The organism is Streptomyces sp. NPDC001914, assembly GCF_042891215.1.
GTDB lineage: Bacteria > Actinomycetota > Actinomycetes > Streptomycetales > Streptomycetaceae > Streptomyces.
The window spans coordinates 303,760-318,602 of record NZ_JBIASW010000010.1; the positions used below are offsets into that span (position 1 = coordinate 303,760).

20 protein-coding genes and 2 tRNA genes are annotated in these 14,843 nt (G+C 69.0%); 3 read left to right on the plus strand and 19 right to left on the minus strand.

The features are described from left to right. The first annotated feature begins 133 nt into the window (after positions 1 to 133). On the plus strand, positions 134 to 1,102 hold the full coding sequence (locus ACFYYF_RS27845; RefSeq protein WP_388780305.1) for a hypothetical protein: 969 nt from the start codon (positions 134 to 136) through the stop codon (positions 1,100 to 1,102). A 173-nt stretch (positions 1,103 to 1,275) separates the two neighbouring features. Here the strand turns inward: ACFYYF_RS27845 and clpX are convergent, their stop codons facing one another. The 5 genes from clpX to ACFYYF_RS27870 form a co-directional block, all read right to left on the minus strand. Then, positions 1,276 to 2,562: an ATP-dependent Clp protease ATP-binding subunit ClpX gene (clpX, locus tag ACFYYF_RS27850; RefSeq protein ID WP_151471405.1), complete on the minus strand. Its 1,287-nt coding sequence runs from the start codon at positions 2,560 to 2,562 to the stop codon at positions 1,276 to 1,278. Between the two features lie 171 nt (positions 2,563 to 2,733). Next, the gene (locus tag ACFYYF_RS27855) at positions 2,734 to 3,414 is read right to left on the minus strand and encodes an ATP-dependent Clp protease proteolytic subunit (RefSeq protein WP_037618822.1); all 681 of its coding nucleotides are present in this window, start codon (positions 3,412 to 3,414) and stop codon (positions 2,734 to 2,736) included. Between the two features lie 117 nt (positions 3,415 to 3,531). Further along, positions 3,532 to 4,137, minus strand: a complete 606-nt coding sequence (locus tag ACFYYF_RS27860) for an ATP-dependent Clp protease proteolytic subunit (protein ID WP_060897745.1) — start codon at positions 4,135 to 4,137, stop codon at positions 3,532 to 3,534. Positions 4,138 to 4,762: 625 nt separating this feature from the next. Further along, the gene (gene tig, locus ACFYYF_RS27865; protein ID WP_361693561.1) at positions 4,763 to 6,136 is read right to left on the minus strand and encodes a trigger factor; all 1,374 of its coding nucleotides are present in this window, start codon (positions 6,134 to 6,136) and stop codon (positions 4,763 to 4,765) included. A gap of 209 nt (positions 6,137 to 6,345) precedes the next feature. Then, positions 6,346 to 6,422 (minus strand) — tRNA-Pro (locus ACFYYF_RS27870). Positions 6,423 to 6,573: 151 nt separating this feature from the next. On the opposite strand from ACFYYF_RS27870, the gene ACFYYF_RS27875 reads away from it, so the two are divergent. Next, positions 6,574 to 6,647: transfer RNA gene (locus tag ACFYYF_RS27875), tRNA-Gly, on the plus strand. Positions 6,648 to 6,713: 66 nt separating this feature from the next. Here the strand turns inward: ACFYYF_RS27875 and ACFYYF_RS27880 are convergent. The 14 genes from ACFYYF_RS27880 to ACFYYF_RS27945 form a co-directional block, all read right to left on the minus strand. After that, positions 6,714 to 7,880 carry a tyrosine-type recombinase/integrase gene (locus ACFYYF_RS27880; protein WP_388780309.1) on the minus strand — a complete coding sequence of 389 codons (1,167 nt, stop codon included), beginning with the start codon at positions 7,878 to 7,880 and terminating at the stop codon, positions 6,714 to 6,716. Next, the gene (locus ACFYYF_RS27885; protein ID WP_328669115.1) at positions 7,880 to 8,092 is read right to left on the minus strand and encodes an excisionase family DNA-binding protein; all 213 of its coding nucleotides are present in this window, start codon (positions 8,090 to 8,092) and stop codon (positions 7,880 to 7,882) included. Before ACFYYF_RS27885 ends, ACFYYF_RS27880 begins: the two co-directional genes overlap by 1 nt. Continuing rightward, positions 8,085 to 9,476 carry a replication initiator protein RepSA gene (gene repSA / locus ACFYYF_RS27890; protein WP_388780312.1) on the minus strand — a complete coding sequence of 464 codons (1,392 nt, stop codon included), beginning with the start codon at positions 9,474 to 9,476 and terminating at the stop codon, positions 8,085 to 8,087. Before repSA ends, ACFYYF_RS27885 begins: the two co-directional genes overlap by 8 nt. After that, positions 9,473 to 9,712: a hypothetical protein gene (locus ACFYYF_RS27895; protein WP_388780315.1), complete on the minus strand. Its 240-nt coding sequence runs from the start codon at positions 9,710 to 9,712 to the stop codon at positions 9,473 to 9,475. The genes repSA and ACFYYF_RS27895 overlap by 4 nt, the downstream gene beginning before the upstream one ends. A 5-nt stretch (positions 9,713 to 9,717) precedes the next feature. After that, complete coding sequence (locus tag ACFYYF_RS27900) at positions 9,718 to 9,900, minus strand: hypothetical protein (protein WP_388780317.1); 183 nt, start codon at positions 9,898 to 9,900, stop codon at positions 9,718 to 9,720. 91 nt (positions 9,901 to 9,991) lie between these two features. Continuing rightward, a complete protein-coding gene (locus tag ACFYYF_RS27905; protein WP_388780319.1) occupies positions 9,992 to 10,228 on the minus strand; it encodes a hypothetical protein in 237 nt (78 codons plus the stop codon). 1 nt (position 10,229) lies between these two features. After that, positions 10,230 to 10,529 (minus strand): SpdD protein, encoded by a 300-nt coding sequence (locus ACFYYF_RS27910; protein WP_388780321.1) that lies wholly within the window; start codon positions 10,527 to 10,529, stop codon positions 10,230 to 10,232. Positions 10,530 to 10,552: 23 nt separating this feature from the next. Beyond that, positions 10,553 to 10,708 (minus strand): hypothetical protein, encoded by a 156-nt coding sequence (locus ACFYYF_RS27915; RefSeq protein ID WP_388780324.1) that lies wholly within the window; start codon positions 10,706 to 10,708, stop codon positions 10,553 to 10,555. Positions 10,709 to 10,721: 13 nt separating this feature from the next. Continuing rightward, positions 10,722 to 10,910 carry a mobile element transfer protein gene (locus tag ACFYYF_RS27920; RefSeq protein WP_388780325.1) on the minus strand — a complete coding sequence of 63 codons (189 nt, stop codon included), beginning with the start codon at positions 10,908 to 10,910 and terminating at the stop codon, positions 10,722 to 10,724. Positions 10,911 to 10,925: 15 nt separating this feature from the next. Beyond that, on the minus strand, positions 10,926 to 11,579 hold the full coding sequence (locus ACFYYF_RS27925) for a DUF2637 domain-containing protein (protein WP_388780327.1): 654 nt from the start codon (positions 11,577 to 11,579) through the stop codon (positions 10,926 to 10,928). Positions 11,580 to 11,652: 73 nt separating this feature from the next. Continuing rightward, the gene (locus tag ACFYYF_RS27930) at positions 11,653 to 11,832 is read right to left on the minus strand and encodes a hypothetical protein (protein ID WP_388780329.1); all 180 of its coding nucleotides are present in this window, start codon (positions 11,830 to 11,832) and stop codon (positions 11,653 to 11,655) included. Between the two features lie 4 nt (positions 11,833 to 11,836). After that, positions 11,837 to 12,040, minus strand: a complete 204-nt coding sequence (locus ACFYYF_RS27935) for a hypothetical protein (RefSeq protein WP_388780331.1) — start codon at positions 12,038 to 12,040, stop codon at positions 11,837 to 11,839. Between the two features lie 81 nt (positions 12,041 to 12,121). Then, positions 12,122 to 13,459, minus strand: coding sequence for an FtsK/SpoIIIE domain-containing protein (locus tag ACFYYF_RS27940; protein WP_388780333.1), 1,338 nt, complete (start codon positions 13,457 to 13,459; stop codon positions 12,122 to 12,124). A gap of 3 nt (positions 13,460 to 13,462) precedes the next feature. Then, complete coding sequence (locus ACFYYF_RS27945; protein WP_388780335.1) at positions 13,463 to 13,792, minus strand: hypothetical protein; 330 nt, start codon at positions 13,790 to 13,792, stop codon at positions 13,463 to 13,465. A gap of 190 nt (positions 13,793 to 13,982) precedes the next feature. On the opposite strand from ACFYYF_RS27945, the gene ACFYYF_RS27950 reads away from it, so the two are divergent. Continuing rightward, positions 13,983 to 14,741 (plus strand): GntR family transcriptional regulator, encoded by a 759-nt coding sequence (locus tag ACFYYF_RS27950; protein ID WP_388780337.1) that lies wholly within the window; start codon positions 13,983 to 13,985, stop codon positions 14,739 to 14,741. Positions 14,742 to 14,843 lie beyond the last annotated feature (102 nt).

A 14,843-nucleotide genomic window follows, 5' to 3' on the forward strand; every position in this document is an offset into this window, starting at 1 on the left:
TCAGTTTAGGGGCGTCACGCCCGTGTCCCGAAACGGGATTAGTTCGTAACGGTGCACCCCCTGCGGTCCAAGGGGCGTGACCTGTGCGTCAGGATGTCAGGAACACATAAGGCATCTGGAGGGGAACCCAGAAATGAGCTACAACCAGCCGGGCCCGTACGGCGGGCAGCCCCAGCAGCCCGGACCCTACGGACAGCCGGGCGGCCAGCCGGGCCCCTACGGCCAGCAGCCGCCGGCCCCCCAGCCCGGTTACGGCTACCCCCAGCAGGCCCCTCCGGCGCAGCCGGGCTACGGCTACCCCCAGCAGGCTCCGGGTGTCCCGCCGCAGACTCCCCCGTACGGCCAGCAGCCGGCCTACGGGCAGCAGCCTCCCTACGGCACGGTCCCGATGCCGCCCGAGCCGACCGGCGGCAAGAAGAAGACGGCCCTGATCATCGGCGGCGTGGCCGTGGTCGCGGCCATCGCGGTGGGCGCGTACCTCGTGCTCGGCGGCAGCAGCGGCGGCTCCGACGTGGCCGACGACGGCCCGCACAAGCTGACGACGCCGGCGTCGGTACTCGGCGGCGAGTACAAGAAGTCCACCGACAGCAGCGACAGCAGCGGCGGCATGACCAAGGACGACCTCAAGGACGCCGAGGGCTGGGGTGTGAAGAACCCCAAGGACGTCAACGCGGCCTACCAGTCGGGCGACAAGAGCAACCCGCTGGCGGCGAAGCAGATCTCCTTCGGCGGTGTCTGGGGAACCATCGACGACCCGGAGAAGGCCGTCGACAACATGTTCGCCGACATGAAGACGAACCAGGAGAAGGAAGGCACCAAGGACGGCGAGCTCGTCGGCAGCCCGAAGGCGTACACGCCGAGCGCGCTCGACGGTGCCGTCCTCAAGTGCCAGGAGATCAAGGTCAAGAACGACTCCACCGGCACGGGTGCCGCCGGGCCGAAGGAGTTCACGATGCCCGTCTGCATCTGGGGCGACCACAGCACGCTGGGCTTCGTGATGCCGATCGACTTCGCGAGCATGATGGCAGGCAAGGGCAGCACGCCCGAGGCCGCGGCCGACATCGCCGCGAAGCTCCGCAAGGACGTCCGTCAGAAGATCTGACGCCGTCCGCGGACAGGATCGACGTGCGGGGCCCGGCCGGTCGGCTGGGCCCCGCACGGGCGTTCACCCTGCTTCCGGGTGAGGCGCACGGGAGCGGGAGAGCGGCAGGCAGCAAGAGAGGGGCGCCCGGCGATGGTTCGCCGGGCGCCCCTCTCTTCGTGTCTGGTGCGCCTTTACGCCGTCTTCTGCTCGCCGGGGCCGCCGCGGCGGGCGTCCCTCGGGATCAGGGTCGGGTTGACGTTGCGCAGGACCACGTCCGCGGTGATGACGACGCGGGCCACGTCCTTGCGGGACGGGACTTCGTACATCACGGCCTGGAGGACTTCCTCCATGATGGCCCGCAGACCGCGGGCGCCGGTCTGGCGCAGGATGGCCTGGTCGGCGATGGCCTCCAGGGCCTCACGCTCGAAGTCCAGCTCAACACCGTCGAGTTCGAAGAGGCGCTGGTACTGCTTCACCAGCGCGTTGCGCGGCTCGACCAGGATCTGCAGAAGGGCCTCGCGGTCCAGGTTGTGGACCGAGGTGATGACCGGGAGACGGCCGATGAACTCGGGGATCATGCCGAACTTGACCAGGTCCTCCGGCATGACGGCCTCGAACTGGTCCTTGGACTCCAGCTCGCGCTTCGAGCGGATCGTCGCGCCGAAGCCGATGCCCTTCGCGCCGGCCCGGGACTCGATGAGCTTCTCCAGGCCCGCGAAGGCGCCGCCCACGATGAACAGGACGTTCGTCGTGTCGATCTGGATGAACTCCTGGTGCGGGTGCTTGCGTCCGCCCTGCGGCGGCACCGAGGCCGTGGTGCCTTCGAGGATCTTGAGCAGGGCCTGCTGGACGCCCTCACCGGACACGTCACGCGTGATCGACGGGTTTTCGCTCTTACGGGCGACCTTGTCGATCTCGTCGATGTAGATGATCCCGGTCTCGGCCTTCTTGACGTCGTAGTCGGCGGCCTGGATCAGCTTCAGCAGGATGTTCTCGACGTCCTCGCCGACGTATCCCGCCTCCGTCAGCGCCGTCGCGTCGGCGATGGCGAACGGAACGTTCAGCATGCGCGCGAGGGTCTGCGCGAGGAGTGTCTTGCCGGAGCCCGTGGGGCCCAGCAGGAGGATGTTGGACTTCGCCAACTCGATGGCGTCCTCGCGGTTCTGGCCCGTGCTGTTCTCACCGGCCTGGACCCGCTTGTAGTGGTTGTACACCGCGACGGAGAGGGCCTTCTTGGCCGACTCCTGACCGACCACGTACCCCTCGAGGAACTCGTAGATCTCGCGGGGCTTGGGGAGTTCCTCCCAGCGCACCTCGCTCGTCTCGGCGAGTTCTTCCTCGATGATCTCGTTGCACAGGTCGATGCACTCGTCGCAGATGTACACACCGGGGCCTGCGATGAGCTTCTTGACCTGCTTCTGGCTCTTGCCGCAGAACGAGCACTTGAGCAGATCGCCGCCGTCACCGATGCGTGCCACGGTGTGCTTCCCCTTCGCCTGGGAGCCGCCTGGATCCAGCGGCTCCTGGTGCTGCCTTATGTCCGACGGTACCTTGCCGAGCCCCTCGTTCGGGCCCCCCTTGGCGCGGTTCACTTTGTCGTGAACCGCGCCAAGCGGCGACGGACGAGCGGCCGACGATACAGCGGTACGTCAGACGACAGCGGAGTTGTTCATCTTCCGGGTGGAGATGATCTGGTCGATCAGGCCGTACGCGAGCGCGTCCTCAGCGGTGAGGATCTTGTCGCGCTCGATGTCCTCGCGGATCTTCTCGATCGGCGTGGTGGAGTGCTTGGCCAGCATGTCTTCCAGCTGGCCGCGCATCCGGAGGATCTCGTTCGCGGCGATCTCGAGGTCCGAGACCTGCCCGCGACCGGTCTCGCTGTAGGGCTGGTGGATCAGCACACGGGCGTTCGGAAGTGCCATGCGCTTGCCCGGCGTACCGGCGGCCAGCAGGATCGCGGCGGCCGAGGCGGCCTGGCCCATGCAGACCGTCTGGATGTCCGGCTTCACGAACTGCATCGTGTCGTAAATGGCCGTGAGGGCCGTGAACGAGCCACCGGGGCTGTTGATGTAGACCGAGATGTCACGGTCGGGGTCCATCGACTCCAGGCACAGCAGCTGCGCCATGACGTCGTTGGCGGAGGCGTCGTCGATCTGCACGCCGAGGAAGATCACGCGCTCCTCGAACAGCTTCGCGTACGGGTCGTACTCACGCACGCCCTGCGAGGTGCGCTCGACGAAGCGCGGGATGACGTAGCGGGACTCCGCGCGAGGACCGGTGTACTCGGCCTGCGTGCGGGCGTAGAGGCCGCTGCCGGGGAAGTCGTTCACTGTGTCTCCTGGAAAACCTGAAAAGGGCTGAGCGGTCGGCTGAGGGCGCGCCGGGCGCCCTGCGCCGCCCGGGGGCGGGAAGAGGCCCTGCGCCGCCCTCGGGGGCGCTGGAGGGGCTTACGCCGCCCCGGTGCCGCCGCCGCCCGGCATACCGGCAGCGGTGGGCATGATGTCGTCGATGAGGCCGTACTCCTTGGCCTCGATCGGGTCGAACCAGCGGTCGCGGTCCGAGTCACGCGTGATCTGCTCGACGGTCTGACCGGTGTGGAAGGAGGTCAGCTCCGCCATCCGCTTCTTGGTGTGCAGCAGCCGCTCGGCGTGGATCTTGATGTCCGACGCGGAGCCCGCGAGGCCCGCGGAGGGCTGGTGGATCAGGATCTCGGCGTTCGGCAGGGCGAAGCGCTTGCCGGGGGTACCGGCGCTGAGCAGGAACTGGCCCATCGAGGCCGCCATGCCCATGGCGATCGTCACCACGTCGTTCTTGATGTACTGCATGGTGTCGTAGATCGCCATGCCGGCCGTGATCGAGCCGCCGGGGCTGTTGATGTAGAGGTAGATGTCCTTGTCCGGGTCGGAGGCAAGGAGCAGCAGCTGCGCCGTGATCTTGTTGGCGATGTCATCGTCGACCGCCTGGCCGAGGAAGATGATCCGCTCGCCGAGCAGTCGGTTGTAGACCTGGTCGCCGAGGCCACCACCGATGGGGTCGCCGGCAGCTGTGGGCATCAGATTCGTCACGTATCCACCTGCTCGTCTTGCGACGGCGCCGGGCCGTCTCACGTCTTCTGCAGGGCCTGGGACCCCGGGTTCCGCGCCGCCTCCCGACGGCGTCCGGAGACTCCCCTGCCCTCGTATTCATGGACCCTAACGCGCGGGTCCCTCCGGGGAATCCCGCAGAGGGAACTGTTCGCTGTGAGCGCATGCGCCGTGGGGGGTTCACCAGGGCTCGGGGCGGCCTCCGTCAGCCGGCTCGGGCGCGTTGGGGGCGCCCTCGGACGGCCGCACCCGGTGGGGGCCCGTGGCCGGGACGCGGCTGCGGGGCGGTGGGGGTTGCTCGCGCAGTTCCTCGCGCCCCTGGGTCGGCCTGTGGGGGCCTCGGCGAGACGTTCCCGGGGTTCCTGCCACTCCCGGGTCGGCCTGTGGGGGCCTCCGCGACACGTCCCCGGGGTTCCTGGCGGCCCTGGGCGGCCTGTGGGGGGCCTCGGCGGGAAGCTCCCGGGGTTCCAGGGGCCCCGGCGCCCCGGCGTCCCTGCGCCCCGGTGTCCCTCGTCGTCCCCGGGTAAGCCGACGGGCCCCCGGGGACATGGAGTCCCCGGGGGCCCGTCAAGGCTTACTGCTGAGGTCGAGGCGATCAGGCCTCGGTGGTCTCCTCGGCGGCGTCGGTGGCCTCGACGGTCTCGGCCGTCTCGTCCTCCTCGTCGTCCAGGTCGACGATCTCGCCGTTGGTGTCCTTGACCGTGGCGGCCTCGACGACGACCGCGAGGGCCTTGCCGCGGGCGACCTCGCCGACGAGCATCGGGACCTGGCCGCCCTCGACGACGGCCTGGGCGAACTGGTCGGGGGACATGCCGGAGGAGGCCGCGCGACGCATGAGGTGCTCGGTGAGCTCCTCCTGGTTGACGTTCAGCTTCTCCTTGTTGACGAGCTCGTCGAGGACGAACTGCGTCTTGATGCCCTTGACCGCGGCTTCCTTGGTCTCGGCGTCGAACTCTTCCTCGGTCTTGCCCTGGATCTCCAGGTACTTCGCGAGGTCGAGGCCCATCTGGCCGAGCTGGTGGTGCTCGAGGTTGTGCTTACGGGTGTTGATCTCGTCCTCGAGCAGCTTCTCGGGGACGGGCACCTCGACGAGCTCCAGCAGCTTCTCCAGGACGCGCTCCTGGGCCTGCGTGGCCTGGTCGTACTGCTTCATGTTCTCGAGGCGCTTGCGGCTGTCCGCCTTGAGCTCGTCGAGGGTGTCGAACTCGGAGGCGAGCTGCGCGAACTCGTCGTCCAGCTCGGGCAGTTCGCGCGCGGCGACCTGGGTGACCTTGACGGTGACCTCGGCCTCCTTGCCGGCGGCGGAGCCGCCCTTGAGCTCGGAGGCGAAGGTGGCCTCGCCACCGGCCTCCAGGCCCTTCACGGCCTCGTCGATGCCGTCGAGCAGCTCGCCGGAACCGATGGTGTACGAGACGCCGCTGGCGACACCGTCCTCCAGGACCTCGCCGTCGACCTTGGCCTCGAGGTCCAGGGTGACGACGTCCTCGTCCTGGGCGGCGCGCTCGACCGGGGAGGTGGAGGCGAAACGCTCGCGCAGGTCGGAGACGGCCTTCTCGACGTCCTCGTCGCTGACCTCGATGGCGTCGACCTCGACCTCGATGCCGGAGTAGTCCGGGATCTCGATGGTCGGGCGGACGTCGACCTCGGCGGTGAAGTTCAGCGTCTCGCCGTCCTTCAGCTCGGTGATGTCGACCTCGGGCTGGCCGAGGACGTTCAGCTCAGCCTCGTTGACCGCTTCGGTGTAGAACTTCGGGAGCGCGTCGTTGACGGCCTCTTCGAGCACGGCGCCGCGACCGAACCGCTGGTCGATGACGCGCGCCGGGATCTTGCCCTTCCGGAAGCCCTTCACCGTGACCTGCTGGTTGATCTTCTTGTACGCCGCGTCGAGGCTGTCCTTGAGCTCCTCGAAGGGCACCTCGACAGTGAGCCGAACCCGGGTCGGGTTCAGGGTCTCCACGGCGCTCTTCACGGTTCGGTCTCCTTGTGGCTGACTTCTTGGGGGGTTCTACTGCGTGCTGCTGCGTGCTGCTGCCGGCCGGGCGGAGCCCTGGGCGGATTCCGCGGCCCCTGAGAGACGTAGCACTGCAGACATACGGGCACGCAGCTTGCATAGTAACCGCAGGCGGTACACGCCCCAAAAGGTGATCTTGTGCGGGCGATCCCGCGCGGCCCTGCCGGTGGTCGGGGTGGCGGGATTTGAACCCACGGCCTTCCGCTCCCAAAGCGGACGCGCTACCAAGCTGCGCCACACCCCGTCGGTGCGACACGTAGGGTACATGCCCGCAGACAGTGCGGTGGCCGCATTTAGCGAGCGCCGACGCGGACGGGAACGGGGTGTGCATTGCGGGCCGTCGACCCGCTACGATGCATTCTGTGCCGCGGTCGCTGACCTGCGGCGCATGCTGTGCGGGCGTAGCTCAATGGTAGAGCACTAGTCTTCCAAACTAGCTACGCGGGTTCGATTCCCGTCGCCCGCTCCAAATGACGTAAGGCCAGGCTAGAGGTCGATTCCTCCGCCTGGCCTTAGTCATATCCGGGGGCTCCGATCAGTCCCCCGTGCCCGCAGCGTGCCCGTCGGGCTTCGGATCTTTCTTCTTGCTCTTACGCGCCCCCCGCTTGCGCCCCTTTTTGACCAGACCGCTCACCGCGTCGGCGATCAGCCGGTCTCGGTCCGCACTGGCGTGTTGGTAGATCAGCGCGGCGCGGGCGGTGCTGTGGCCCATGCGAGCCATCAGCTCCCGCGTGCTCGCACCCGTCGACGCGGCCAGGGTGTTGCCCGTGTGCCGAAGATCATGAAAATGCAGGCCGTTGATCCCGGCATCCGCGCAGGCCCGGCGCCACAACAGGTTGAAGTGATTCCGGCGCGGGGTGGCCCCCTTGGCTCCGATGAAGACCCGCCCGTCAGCCCCCGGCTCCGCGTACCGCTCCAAGTGATCACGGATATCGGCGACGATCGCGGACGGAATCGCCACCGTGCGCTTGCCCGCGGCACTCTTCGGCGCCTTGATCTCCTGACGACCGTTGAACAACTCGGCGACCGCGCGCCGAACCCGCACCGAGCCCTGCTCCAGGTCGACGTCCCGGCGGTGCAGACCGACCAGCTCGCCCCACCGCAGACCGAGGAAGCCGGCCATCAGCACCAGCGCCCGGTAGCGCGGCTGGATCGCATCGGCCAGGTCGTAGACCTCCCGCACCGTGGCGGTCGGCCGCTCCGGCGTGTGCACCGTGCTCGCACCCTTGATCGTGCACGGATTGCGCCGAATCATCTGATCGGCCACGGCGGTGCCCATCATTGCGCGCAGCAGGGCGTACGCCTTGGCGACCGTCGTCGGACCGGTGCCCGCGGCAAGCTTGTCCGCCCGCCAGCGCCGAACGAGCGGCGGCGAGATCTCCACCACGTTGACCGCTCCGAACGCCGGCTCCAGGTGATGCCGCAGCAGCGAGCCGTAGAGCTGCCGGGTAGTGGCGGTCAGCTCGCGCTCCCGAATCCAGGCAGCGGCGTACGCACCGAACGGCACCTTCCCCGCGTCCGGATCGTGCCAGTCACCGCGGCGCATCTCGGTCTGCTTGTCAGCCAGCCAGGCATCCGCGTCCCGCTTGGTCCGGAACGTTTCCGGGGCCGGCCGATCCTGACCGTCAGGCCCCAGGTAGCGGGCCTGGTAGCGGCCGGACGGGAGCTTACGAACGCGGCCGAACTGCCGTTTCCCCGCCATCAGGCAGCCACCGCCCGGAGAGCAGAGCCACGCCGCCGAGGCTCCACCGTGTTTGCGGCGATGAACTCGCGAACGGCGCTCTCGGGGATGCGGACGTGCCGACCCACCTTCACGTAGGTGATGCGACGTTCCTCGATCAGACGCCGCGGGAAACGCACGGTCGTGCCCAGAACCTCGGCCACCTGATCAACGCTGAGGTATCGCTCATCCATGGTCGAACTCCCCTTCCCGGTACAGGTCTGCGAGGGCTTCACGTGCTGTTTCGCGGTTGAGCTGGATGTCCCGGCGGATGGTCGCGGCGAGCCAGGCTTCACCGGGCGTGTAGCCGTGGCCGGCGTAGGTCCAGTGGGAGAGCACGAGGGTGGTCGCCTCCGGGTTGTCGTCGAGGTCGGGCAGGCCGAGCGCTGCACGTTGCTGGGCGGCCCGGTAGTCGGCTCTCACCTGGCGAAGCGCGCCAAGGGTGGTCGAGTAACGGCGGGACTTGGTGGAGAAGTGGCCGCGGAAGCCGAGCATGTGGGCCCAGTCGCGGAGCTTCCGATCCGGGTAGAGCGGGTGCAGGTCGAGGCAGGCTTCCATCAGCCGGCGGGGGTGGTCGGGCACGTCGAGGAGGACCAGGGCTTCCTTGTTGCCGATCCGGCGGTCGACGGCGCCCGTGCTCTCGGCTGCCTTCGTGGCGTACTTGGCCACGTAGGAGGCCACCGCCTGTTCCGTGATCTCTTCACCGTCCCCGAAGGCACTGATCGGCTGGACGTCGAGCTGTGTCCCCCAACGCAGCGTCCGAGCCGGCTCATCACCCGCGGCGGCGACGTCGACGGCGACCCGGGCAGCGGCAGCACCGATCGCGTCGGTGAGCAGGCCGAGGGTGGCCCAGTGCGGGGGCGGGGTGTCGGGTCCCTCGGGTCCGTCGAAGCGGATCACCGCGTGAAAGTGGACCGCCCCGCGCTTTTGGTACTCGGCGACCTTGCCGAAGGAGACGCGGGACTGTTCGCGAGCGGCCGTCTGGGTGAGCCCGGCCCGCTTTGCGATCTCCCGGCGGAGGTAGATCGAGAAGTAGCGCCACAGGTCGGAGGCGTGGTTGTTCCAGAGCACGGCGCCCGCGTAGTCGTACGTGTCCGGGTCGAGCGGGGTGCCGAGTTCGAGAGCGTCCTCGGGGTGCAGGGTGCCGCAGCGGCAGGGCCGGTTGCCGGGGCGGTTGTGGACGGGCCCGAAGCTCGGGGCAGTGAGAGTGGCGAAGACGCGGGGGTGCTCGCGCACGGTGTGCGGGGTGCCCTTGTCCGGATCTCCGGTCAGTCCGGCGCGGATCAGGTGGTAGGTGTCGCCGGCGTAGGTCCAGGCGCAGGCCGGGCAGCGCGAGGCGCGGCGGTTGCCGCAGGCGATGCGGAGCATGCCGCCCGGCTCATGCTCTGTCGTGTAGGCGTGCAGGACGGTCTTGGTGGTCGGGTCGATGGTCTTGGTGGAGCCGGATAACCGGATGGGGTCGGAGCATCCTCCGGTGCGGCGGATCTGTTCTTGCCAGCGGTCGAAGTCGGCCGAGCCGGCCACCCTCAGCACGTCGCTGAGGGTGGCCGGGTCGAGCCCCGCGGGGGCGAGGGTCATCGACGTCCCCCGCGGTGTGCGGGGCCGTGGTTGTCGGTGTAGTCCTCGACCAGGGCTGCTACGTCGCGCTGGCCGGTGGCCGTGTCGGACTGGCCACAGCCGCCGCAGGTGTAGGAGCCGGTGGGGGTGGAGGCGGTGGTGTTCCACCAGCGGCCGGGGTCGTCGTGACGGCGGTAGATCGGTTCGGCAGCGACGTGCAGCCCGGGTGCGTTCTCCTCGGGGGTCAGGTCGGCCACGGCGCTCACCTCCCCGCCAGGGCGAGGGTGGCGCGGCGGACCGTGCGGCCGGTGCCCTTGCAGGCACGGCAGGCGATGCGGAGGGTGGCGCGGGAGCCGTCGCGGTTGCGTCCACCGGTGGCGACGGCGACGACGGGGAAGCCGTCGCAGTCGCGGCAGACGGGCGTGTTCGGGTGGTGCTGGGGCATGATGAGGCTTCCCTTTCGGGTCCGTTGGATCAGGAAGGTGGGCCGTCCGGGGCGGCGGAAGTTTGGCGACCGAGGCCGCCCCGGACGGGCGTTACTTGCGGCGGTTGCGTCCGCGCGGGATGGGCGGGATGGAGTCGTAGGACTCCTGGCCCTCCCGGAAGTCGTTCAGGTCGGTCACGTTCTTGTCCGTGCCGATCTCGCGCATGATCCGGTTCATGGCCTTGGTGTCGCGGTGCCGGCGCGCGATGGCGTAGTCCCGGCCCAGTTCGACCATGCGCTCGTCACGCGCGGGCTGCGAGGAGTTGTCCTTGCGGCTGAAGAGGCCCATGTCAGTGCTTCCTTTCCTGGTTGAGGATCGAGCGGAGGACGACCGCGCACACCGCCAGGGACATGCCGGTGATGGCGACCGCGAGGAGCAGGGAGACCAGCACCACGCCGACGACGAGGACCACGGCCCCTCCGCCCGCGGCGAGGGCGAGCGCGCTGCCGGGGGTGAGCTGCACGGTCGGACGGTTCGAGATTGCGGGGACCGGTGCGGGAGCCGGCGCGACGGGCACCGGGGCGGCGCTGGGGGCGGTCGTGGTCGGGGGCGGGGCGGTGTCGGGGGTCGGGTACTTCGGGGTGAACATGGCGGCGGTCCTTTCGGGTTGGGTTACTTGACGACGGTGGCGACGGCGGGGCCGAGGAAGCTGTCGGCGATGAGGTAGCCGCCGAGGAGGAGCACGGCCACGAGCCACCAGGGAGGGCGGACGAGCTTGACGCCGAGGGCGCCGGCGACGATCAGGGCGAGCCAGAGCGGGACGTCCATGACGGGCTGTCTCCTATGCCTTGCAGCGGTGTGTGCGGGCGGCGAGTTCGGCGCCTGAACGGTCGTAGTAGTCGGCGGAGAAGCCGCAGCCGGGGGCGGAGCAGGCCGCCGTGTGCTTGTCCCGGCCGTGTCCGTCGAAGTAGGTGGCGACCTGGACGGGGCCGATGCGGATCACGTCGCGAAAGCGCCGATGGACGGGCATGACGGTCCCTTCGGATCAGGTGAGTTGGAGTTGCGCGGCGATGGCCGCGGTCATCGGGCCGGGCAGTCCGAGCCGGGCCGAGAGAGCGTCTGCGGCCATCGGTGATCCGGTCGCGGCGCGGTGGCTGTCGGCGATCTTTCGGGCGTGGTCCAGGAGCGCGACCGGCACCGTCACCGCAGGAGCAGCAGGCGCGGCGGCGGGAAGTGCCGGAGCCGCGGGCGGAGCTGGCTCGTCGCGGCGTACGTCGACCTCGGCCACGGCCGGTTCGTCCACAGGCTGTGCGGAAACCGGAGCCGGGGCGGGGGTGTCGGTGGGTGCGTGGACGAGGAGGGTGCCGCCGAGGAAGGCGAGGGCTGGCCAGCCGGCGACGAGGATGCACAGCCAGGCCGGGACGTGGTCGAGGTCGAGGAGTCCGGCGGTGGCGATGTTCGCGCCGAGCGAGGCGAACAGGGCGATCACGAACCAGGTCCAGGCCGAGCGGTCCTTGCGCGCGGTCCGCAGCCGGCGCCATGCGGCGACGAGCAGCAGGTCCACACTGACCGGGTACGCCCATGCCTTCCATCCGGACTGCCCGGCGGCCGCGGCGAGGTCGTGCAGGTGGGCGAAGGACAGCGCACCGGCGATCACTGCCTGAACGAGCACGGCATCCGGTTGGATCGAGCGGGACATGTCTTCACCTCCTTAAGGGAGTTGGTCCGGGAGCGGGCGGGGAACGTGGTCCGGCCGCCCGGTCCCGGCGGGTTCAGTTGGTGGCTTCTCCGGTGCCGAAGCAGGCCAGGCAGATCCCGGCCTGTTCACCGACCGGCCGGCGCTTGCGACCCACGTGAACCGGGCGGGCGACCTCCCCGGTGCCGTTGCAGGGCCCGCACTTCGCCGGATCAGACACGGGGGCGGGGCGCGGGGTGCGCTTCTTGGTGGCCATCGAGTCACCGCCCCCCGGGGTAGTCGGGGCCGGCGGTGGGGTCGTAGCCGGGCGGGAACATGCCCGGCGGCGGCTCCGGCAGCGACACGGCAAGAGCAGGGCCGACCACGTCCACGAAGTCGCCATCCGCATCGGACCGTTCGCCGTACAGGGCCAGCGAGCCGAGCAGCATCACCGTGCGCTGGTAGTCCTCAAAGCGCTCACACATCGGGATTCCTCCTGTTCCAGGCATGGCGCGGGTAGGGACCTGGCGCGAGACGGTCACGCCAACCGGGATGGATCAGAGGTGCTAGTCGGTCACCGGGACCGGCTTGACCAGCGACGGGCCGTCGACAGCGGGTTCCGGGACGTAGGGGCGGAACGGGTCGAGCGCGGGCAGGTGCGGGACCAGGTGGGCGAACTCCCGGCACACCGCGGTGGCTTCCGCCGGGATCGTCATCGGGGTGCGGATGCGGGACCAGCCACCGGAGGAATCCGCAGCGACCGCCAGGCCGGGCTTATCCGGCGCCATCGACGTCACCAGTGGAACGGCTTCCGGGGCGATGTCCCCGAGGCCCATTTCGGCGGTCTGCTTGTCGTTGACGCGGTGCACCACGCGCCCGGTGAGCTGTGCGCGGAGCATCGTGGCGCCCTTGCCGAGTTCGGAGCCAAAGCGCTGCCCGCAGATCTCCAGGAAGATCCCCGCGGCACGAGCCATCTGCGCCAGCCGGATCAGCGAGGTGACCAGGCGTTCGCGGCGTTCCTCATCCTTCTTGGAGGCGATCAGGAAGAGTTCCGCGATCTCGTCCACGAGGAGCACGATCGGCACCGGCCGCACGTCTTCCGGCAGCTCCCACAGGTCCGAGACGCCGTGCAGGCTCAGCAGGTCAAACCGGGACTCCATCTCGGCCACCAGCACATCGAGCAGTGATGCGGCATCGTCCGGCGTCGTGGCTAAGGCCGAGAGCCGGGGTGCGTAGGCGGACTGTTCGACACCGCGCTTGCAGTCGATCCCCGCGATGGCCACCGGCAGCGGAGCCAGGCCCTTGACCAGGTTGCGCTGGAACATCGACTTACCCGACTGGTTGGCGCCCAGCGTTAGCGCCATGGGGACCTTGCGGTAGTCGCGGACGAAGACGGTCCCGTCCTCTCGCAGCGCCACCGGCACGACCATGTCGTGGGGGCGTGCCTTGCGCGGCATGCGCACCCGGCGCAGCACATCGTGGCCGGTCATGCGCAGTTCCACGAAGCCGGGCTTTGTCTCGGTGACGTTCACCGAGTGCACGCCCCAGGCGTGGCGGAGCCGTTCCGAGGAGGCGACGACGTCCATCGGCTCCAGGCCGGCGGGCAGTCGCAGCGTGACCCGCAGGCCGGTGGATGTGCCGCGGACCCGGCGGACCTTCGGCGGCACCGGCTGCACCTCACGCCGGGCCACGTTGCGCACCATAAATGCCCGCAGTCCCGACGACTGCACCGTCAGCCCACAGACGTCCATGGTGGAGCGGTACGAGAGGGTGAAGCGGCCCCAGGCGGCCGGCAGTCCGACCAGCGACCAGTACACGCGCGGAGCGCGGACCTTCGCCAAGCCCAGACCACCGGCACCCGCTAAGACGCCCGACGCCTCCAGCCACACGGACAGATCCGCCATGGCTCAGACCCCGGCCGTGACGGCGACCGCGCGGAACGAGATCCCGTGCCGCTTCTGCCCGTTGAACTCGTTCTCCCAGTCTCGCGCCTTGAGTCCGATCACCTTCACCGGCATACCCGGCGCCAGACCCTCGGGGAGACCGGTCTCCGGGACGGTCACCTGGTAGAGGTTCCCCTCCCCCTCGTCCGAGATGAGCAGGCCCACCGTGGACAAGCCAGCGTTGGTCTCCCGATCTACGGCGCGCTCGCCGGTCTGCTTGTTGACCAGCTTCGGCACGGGCGCGGTCGCCACGAACACCACAGCGGTCGAAACGTCGATCTTGAACGACGGCATGCGTACATCCCTCGATCACGGAAGCCGCCTGACGCGACCTCTCTAGACATCTTCATTGGAACGCAACATGTATAGAGACGTCAAGAGAATCTGTATAGAGATGTTGAGGGCGGCGGATTCGGGCTACACGAACAAGCCAGGGCGTAGGCCTATGGCCTAGGCTGTCTAGAGAAGAGGGGAGGGCTCCCAGATGGCCACCACCGATGACGACCGTCGGCCGAAGTACCAGCGGATCGCAGACTCTCTGCGCGAGGCGATCCAGTCGGGCGAATACGGTCCCGGTGATCGGCTTCCGGGAGAGAACGAGCTGATGGCCACCCACGAGGTGGCCCGCATGACCGCTCGCCAGGCCCTCGGCGTACTCAAGGACGAGGGCGTTGCCGAGTCCCGCAAGGGCGCCGGCGTGTTCGTCCGATCGTTCCGCCCGCTGAGGCGCCGAGGCATTCAGCGGTTGTCGCAGGAGCAGTGGGGTAGCGGCAAGTCCATCTGGTCAGCCGACGTCGAGAATCGAGCGCTCAGCGTCGACCAGGTGACGGTGTCGGAGGAGTCCGCGCCCGAGCATGTCGCAGGCGTTCTGGATCTGTCCGACGACGACACGGTCTGCGTCCGGCGCCGGCGCTTCGTCCTGGACGGCAAGCCTGTCCTGCTCGCCACGAGCTACCTGCCGATGCCTCTGGTCGCGGGGTCCGCGATCACGGAAGAGAACACGGGCCCCGGGGGCACGTACGCGAGGTTGGCCGAACTCGGCTACAAGCCGGTGCACTTCCGCGAAGAGATCCGCTCGCGCATGCCCTCAAAGCACGAGGCAGGACAGTTGAGCATCTCCGCGGGCACACCCGTGATCCTCGTGTGCCGTACCGCCTTCGCCGACGAGGGACGCCCCGTAGAGATCAACGAAATGACTCTGGACGCGGCCTCGTACATCCTGGAGTACGACTTCGACGCGTAGGCCAGCGCTGTCGGATCCCAGCTGATGCCTGACGTTCTGGTCCCAGGCGATGCCTGACGGTGGGCCTAGACAACGTAGGGAGCCCCGTGGGGCTTGTTCGCT

Excerpts from the sequence above, each read along its gene's own strand:
- ACFYYF_RS27845 (WP_388780305.1), top strand. The coding sequence starts at position 134 with ATGAGCTACAACCAGCCGGGCCCGTACGGCGGGCAGCCCCAGCAGCCC.
- ACFYYF_RS27860 (WP_060897745.1), bottom strand. The coding sequence starts at position 4,137 with ATGCCCACAGCTGCCGGCGACCCCATCGGTGGTGGCCTCGGCGACCAG.
- ACFYYF_RS27880 (WP_388780309.1), bottom strand. The coding sequence starts at position 7,880 with ATGGCGGGGAAACGGCAGTTCGGCCGCGTTCGTAAGCTCCCGTCCGGC.
- ACFYYF_RS27885 (WP_328669115.1), bottom strand. The coding sequence starts at position 8,092 with ATGGATGAGCGATACCTCAGCGTTGATCAGGTGGCCGAGGTTCTGGGC.
- repSA (WP_388780312.1), bottom strand. The coding sequence starts at position 9,476 with ATGACCCTCGCCCCCGCGGGGCTCGACCCGGCCACCCTCAGCGACGTG.
- ACFYYF_RS27900 (WP_388780317.1), bottom strand. The coding sequence starts at position 9,900 with ATGCCCCAGCACCACCCGAACACGCCCGTCTGCCGCGACTGCGACGGC.
- ACFYYF_RS27905 (WP_388780319.1), bottom strand. The coding sequence starts at position 10,228 with ATGGGCCTCTTCAGCCGCAAGGACAACTCCTCGCAGCCCGCGCGTGAC.
- ACFYYF_RS27910 (WP_388780321.1), bottom strand. The coding sequence starts at position 10,529 with ATGTTCACCCCGAAGTACCCGACCCCCGACACCGCCCCGCCCCCGACC.
- ACFYYF_RS27915 (WP_388780324.1), bottom strand. The coding sequence starts at position 10,708 with ATGGACGTCCCGCTCTGGCTCGCCCTGATCGTCGCCGGCGCCCTCGGC.
- ACFYYF_RS27920 (WP_388780325.1), bottom strand. The coding sequence starts at position 10,910 with ATGCCCGTCCATCGGCGCTTTCGCGACGTGATCCGCATCGGCCCCGTC.
- ACFYYF_RS27925 (WP_388780327.1), bottom strand. The coding sequence starts at position 11,579 with ATGTCCCGCTCGATCCAACCGGATGCCGTGCTCGTTCAGGCAGTGATC.
- ACFYYF_RS27930 (WP_388780329.1), bottom strand. The coding sequence starts at position 11,832 with ATGGCCACCAAGAAGCGCACCCCGCGCCCCGCCCCCGTGTCTGATCCG.
- ACFYYF_RS27935 (WP_388780331.1), bottom strand. The coding sequence starts at position 12,040 with ATGTGTGAGCGCTTTGAGGACTACCAGCGCACGGTGATGCTGCTCGGC.
- ACFYYF_RS27940 (WP_388780333.1), bottom strand. The coding sequence starts at position 13,459 with ATGGCGGATCTGTCCGTGTGGCTGGAGGCGTCGGGCGTCTTAGCGGGT.
- ACFYYF_RS27945 (WP_388780335.1), bottom strand. The coding sequence starts at position 13,792 with ATGCCGTCGTTCAAGATCGACGTTTCGACCGCTGTGGTGTTCGTGGCG.
- ACFYYF_RS27950 (WP_388780337.1), top strand. The coding sequence starts at position 13,983 with ATGGCCACCACCGATGACGACCGTCGGCCGAAGTACCAGCGGATCGCA.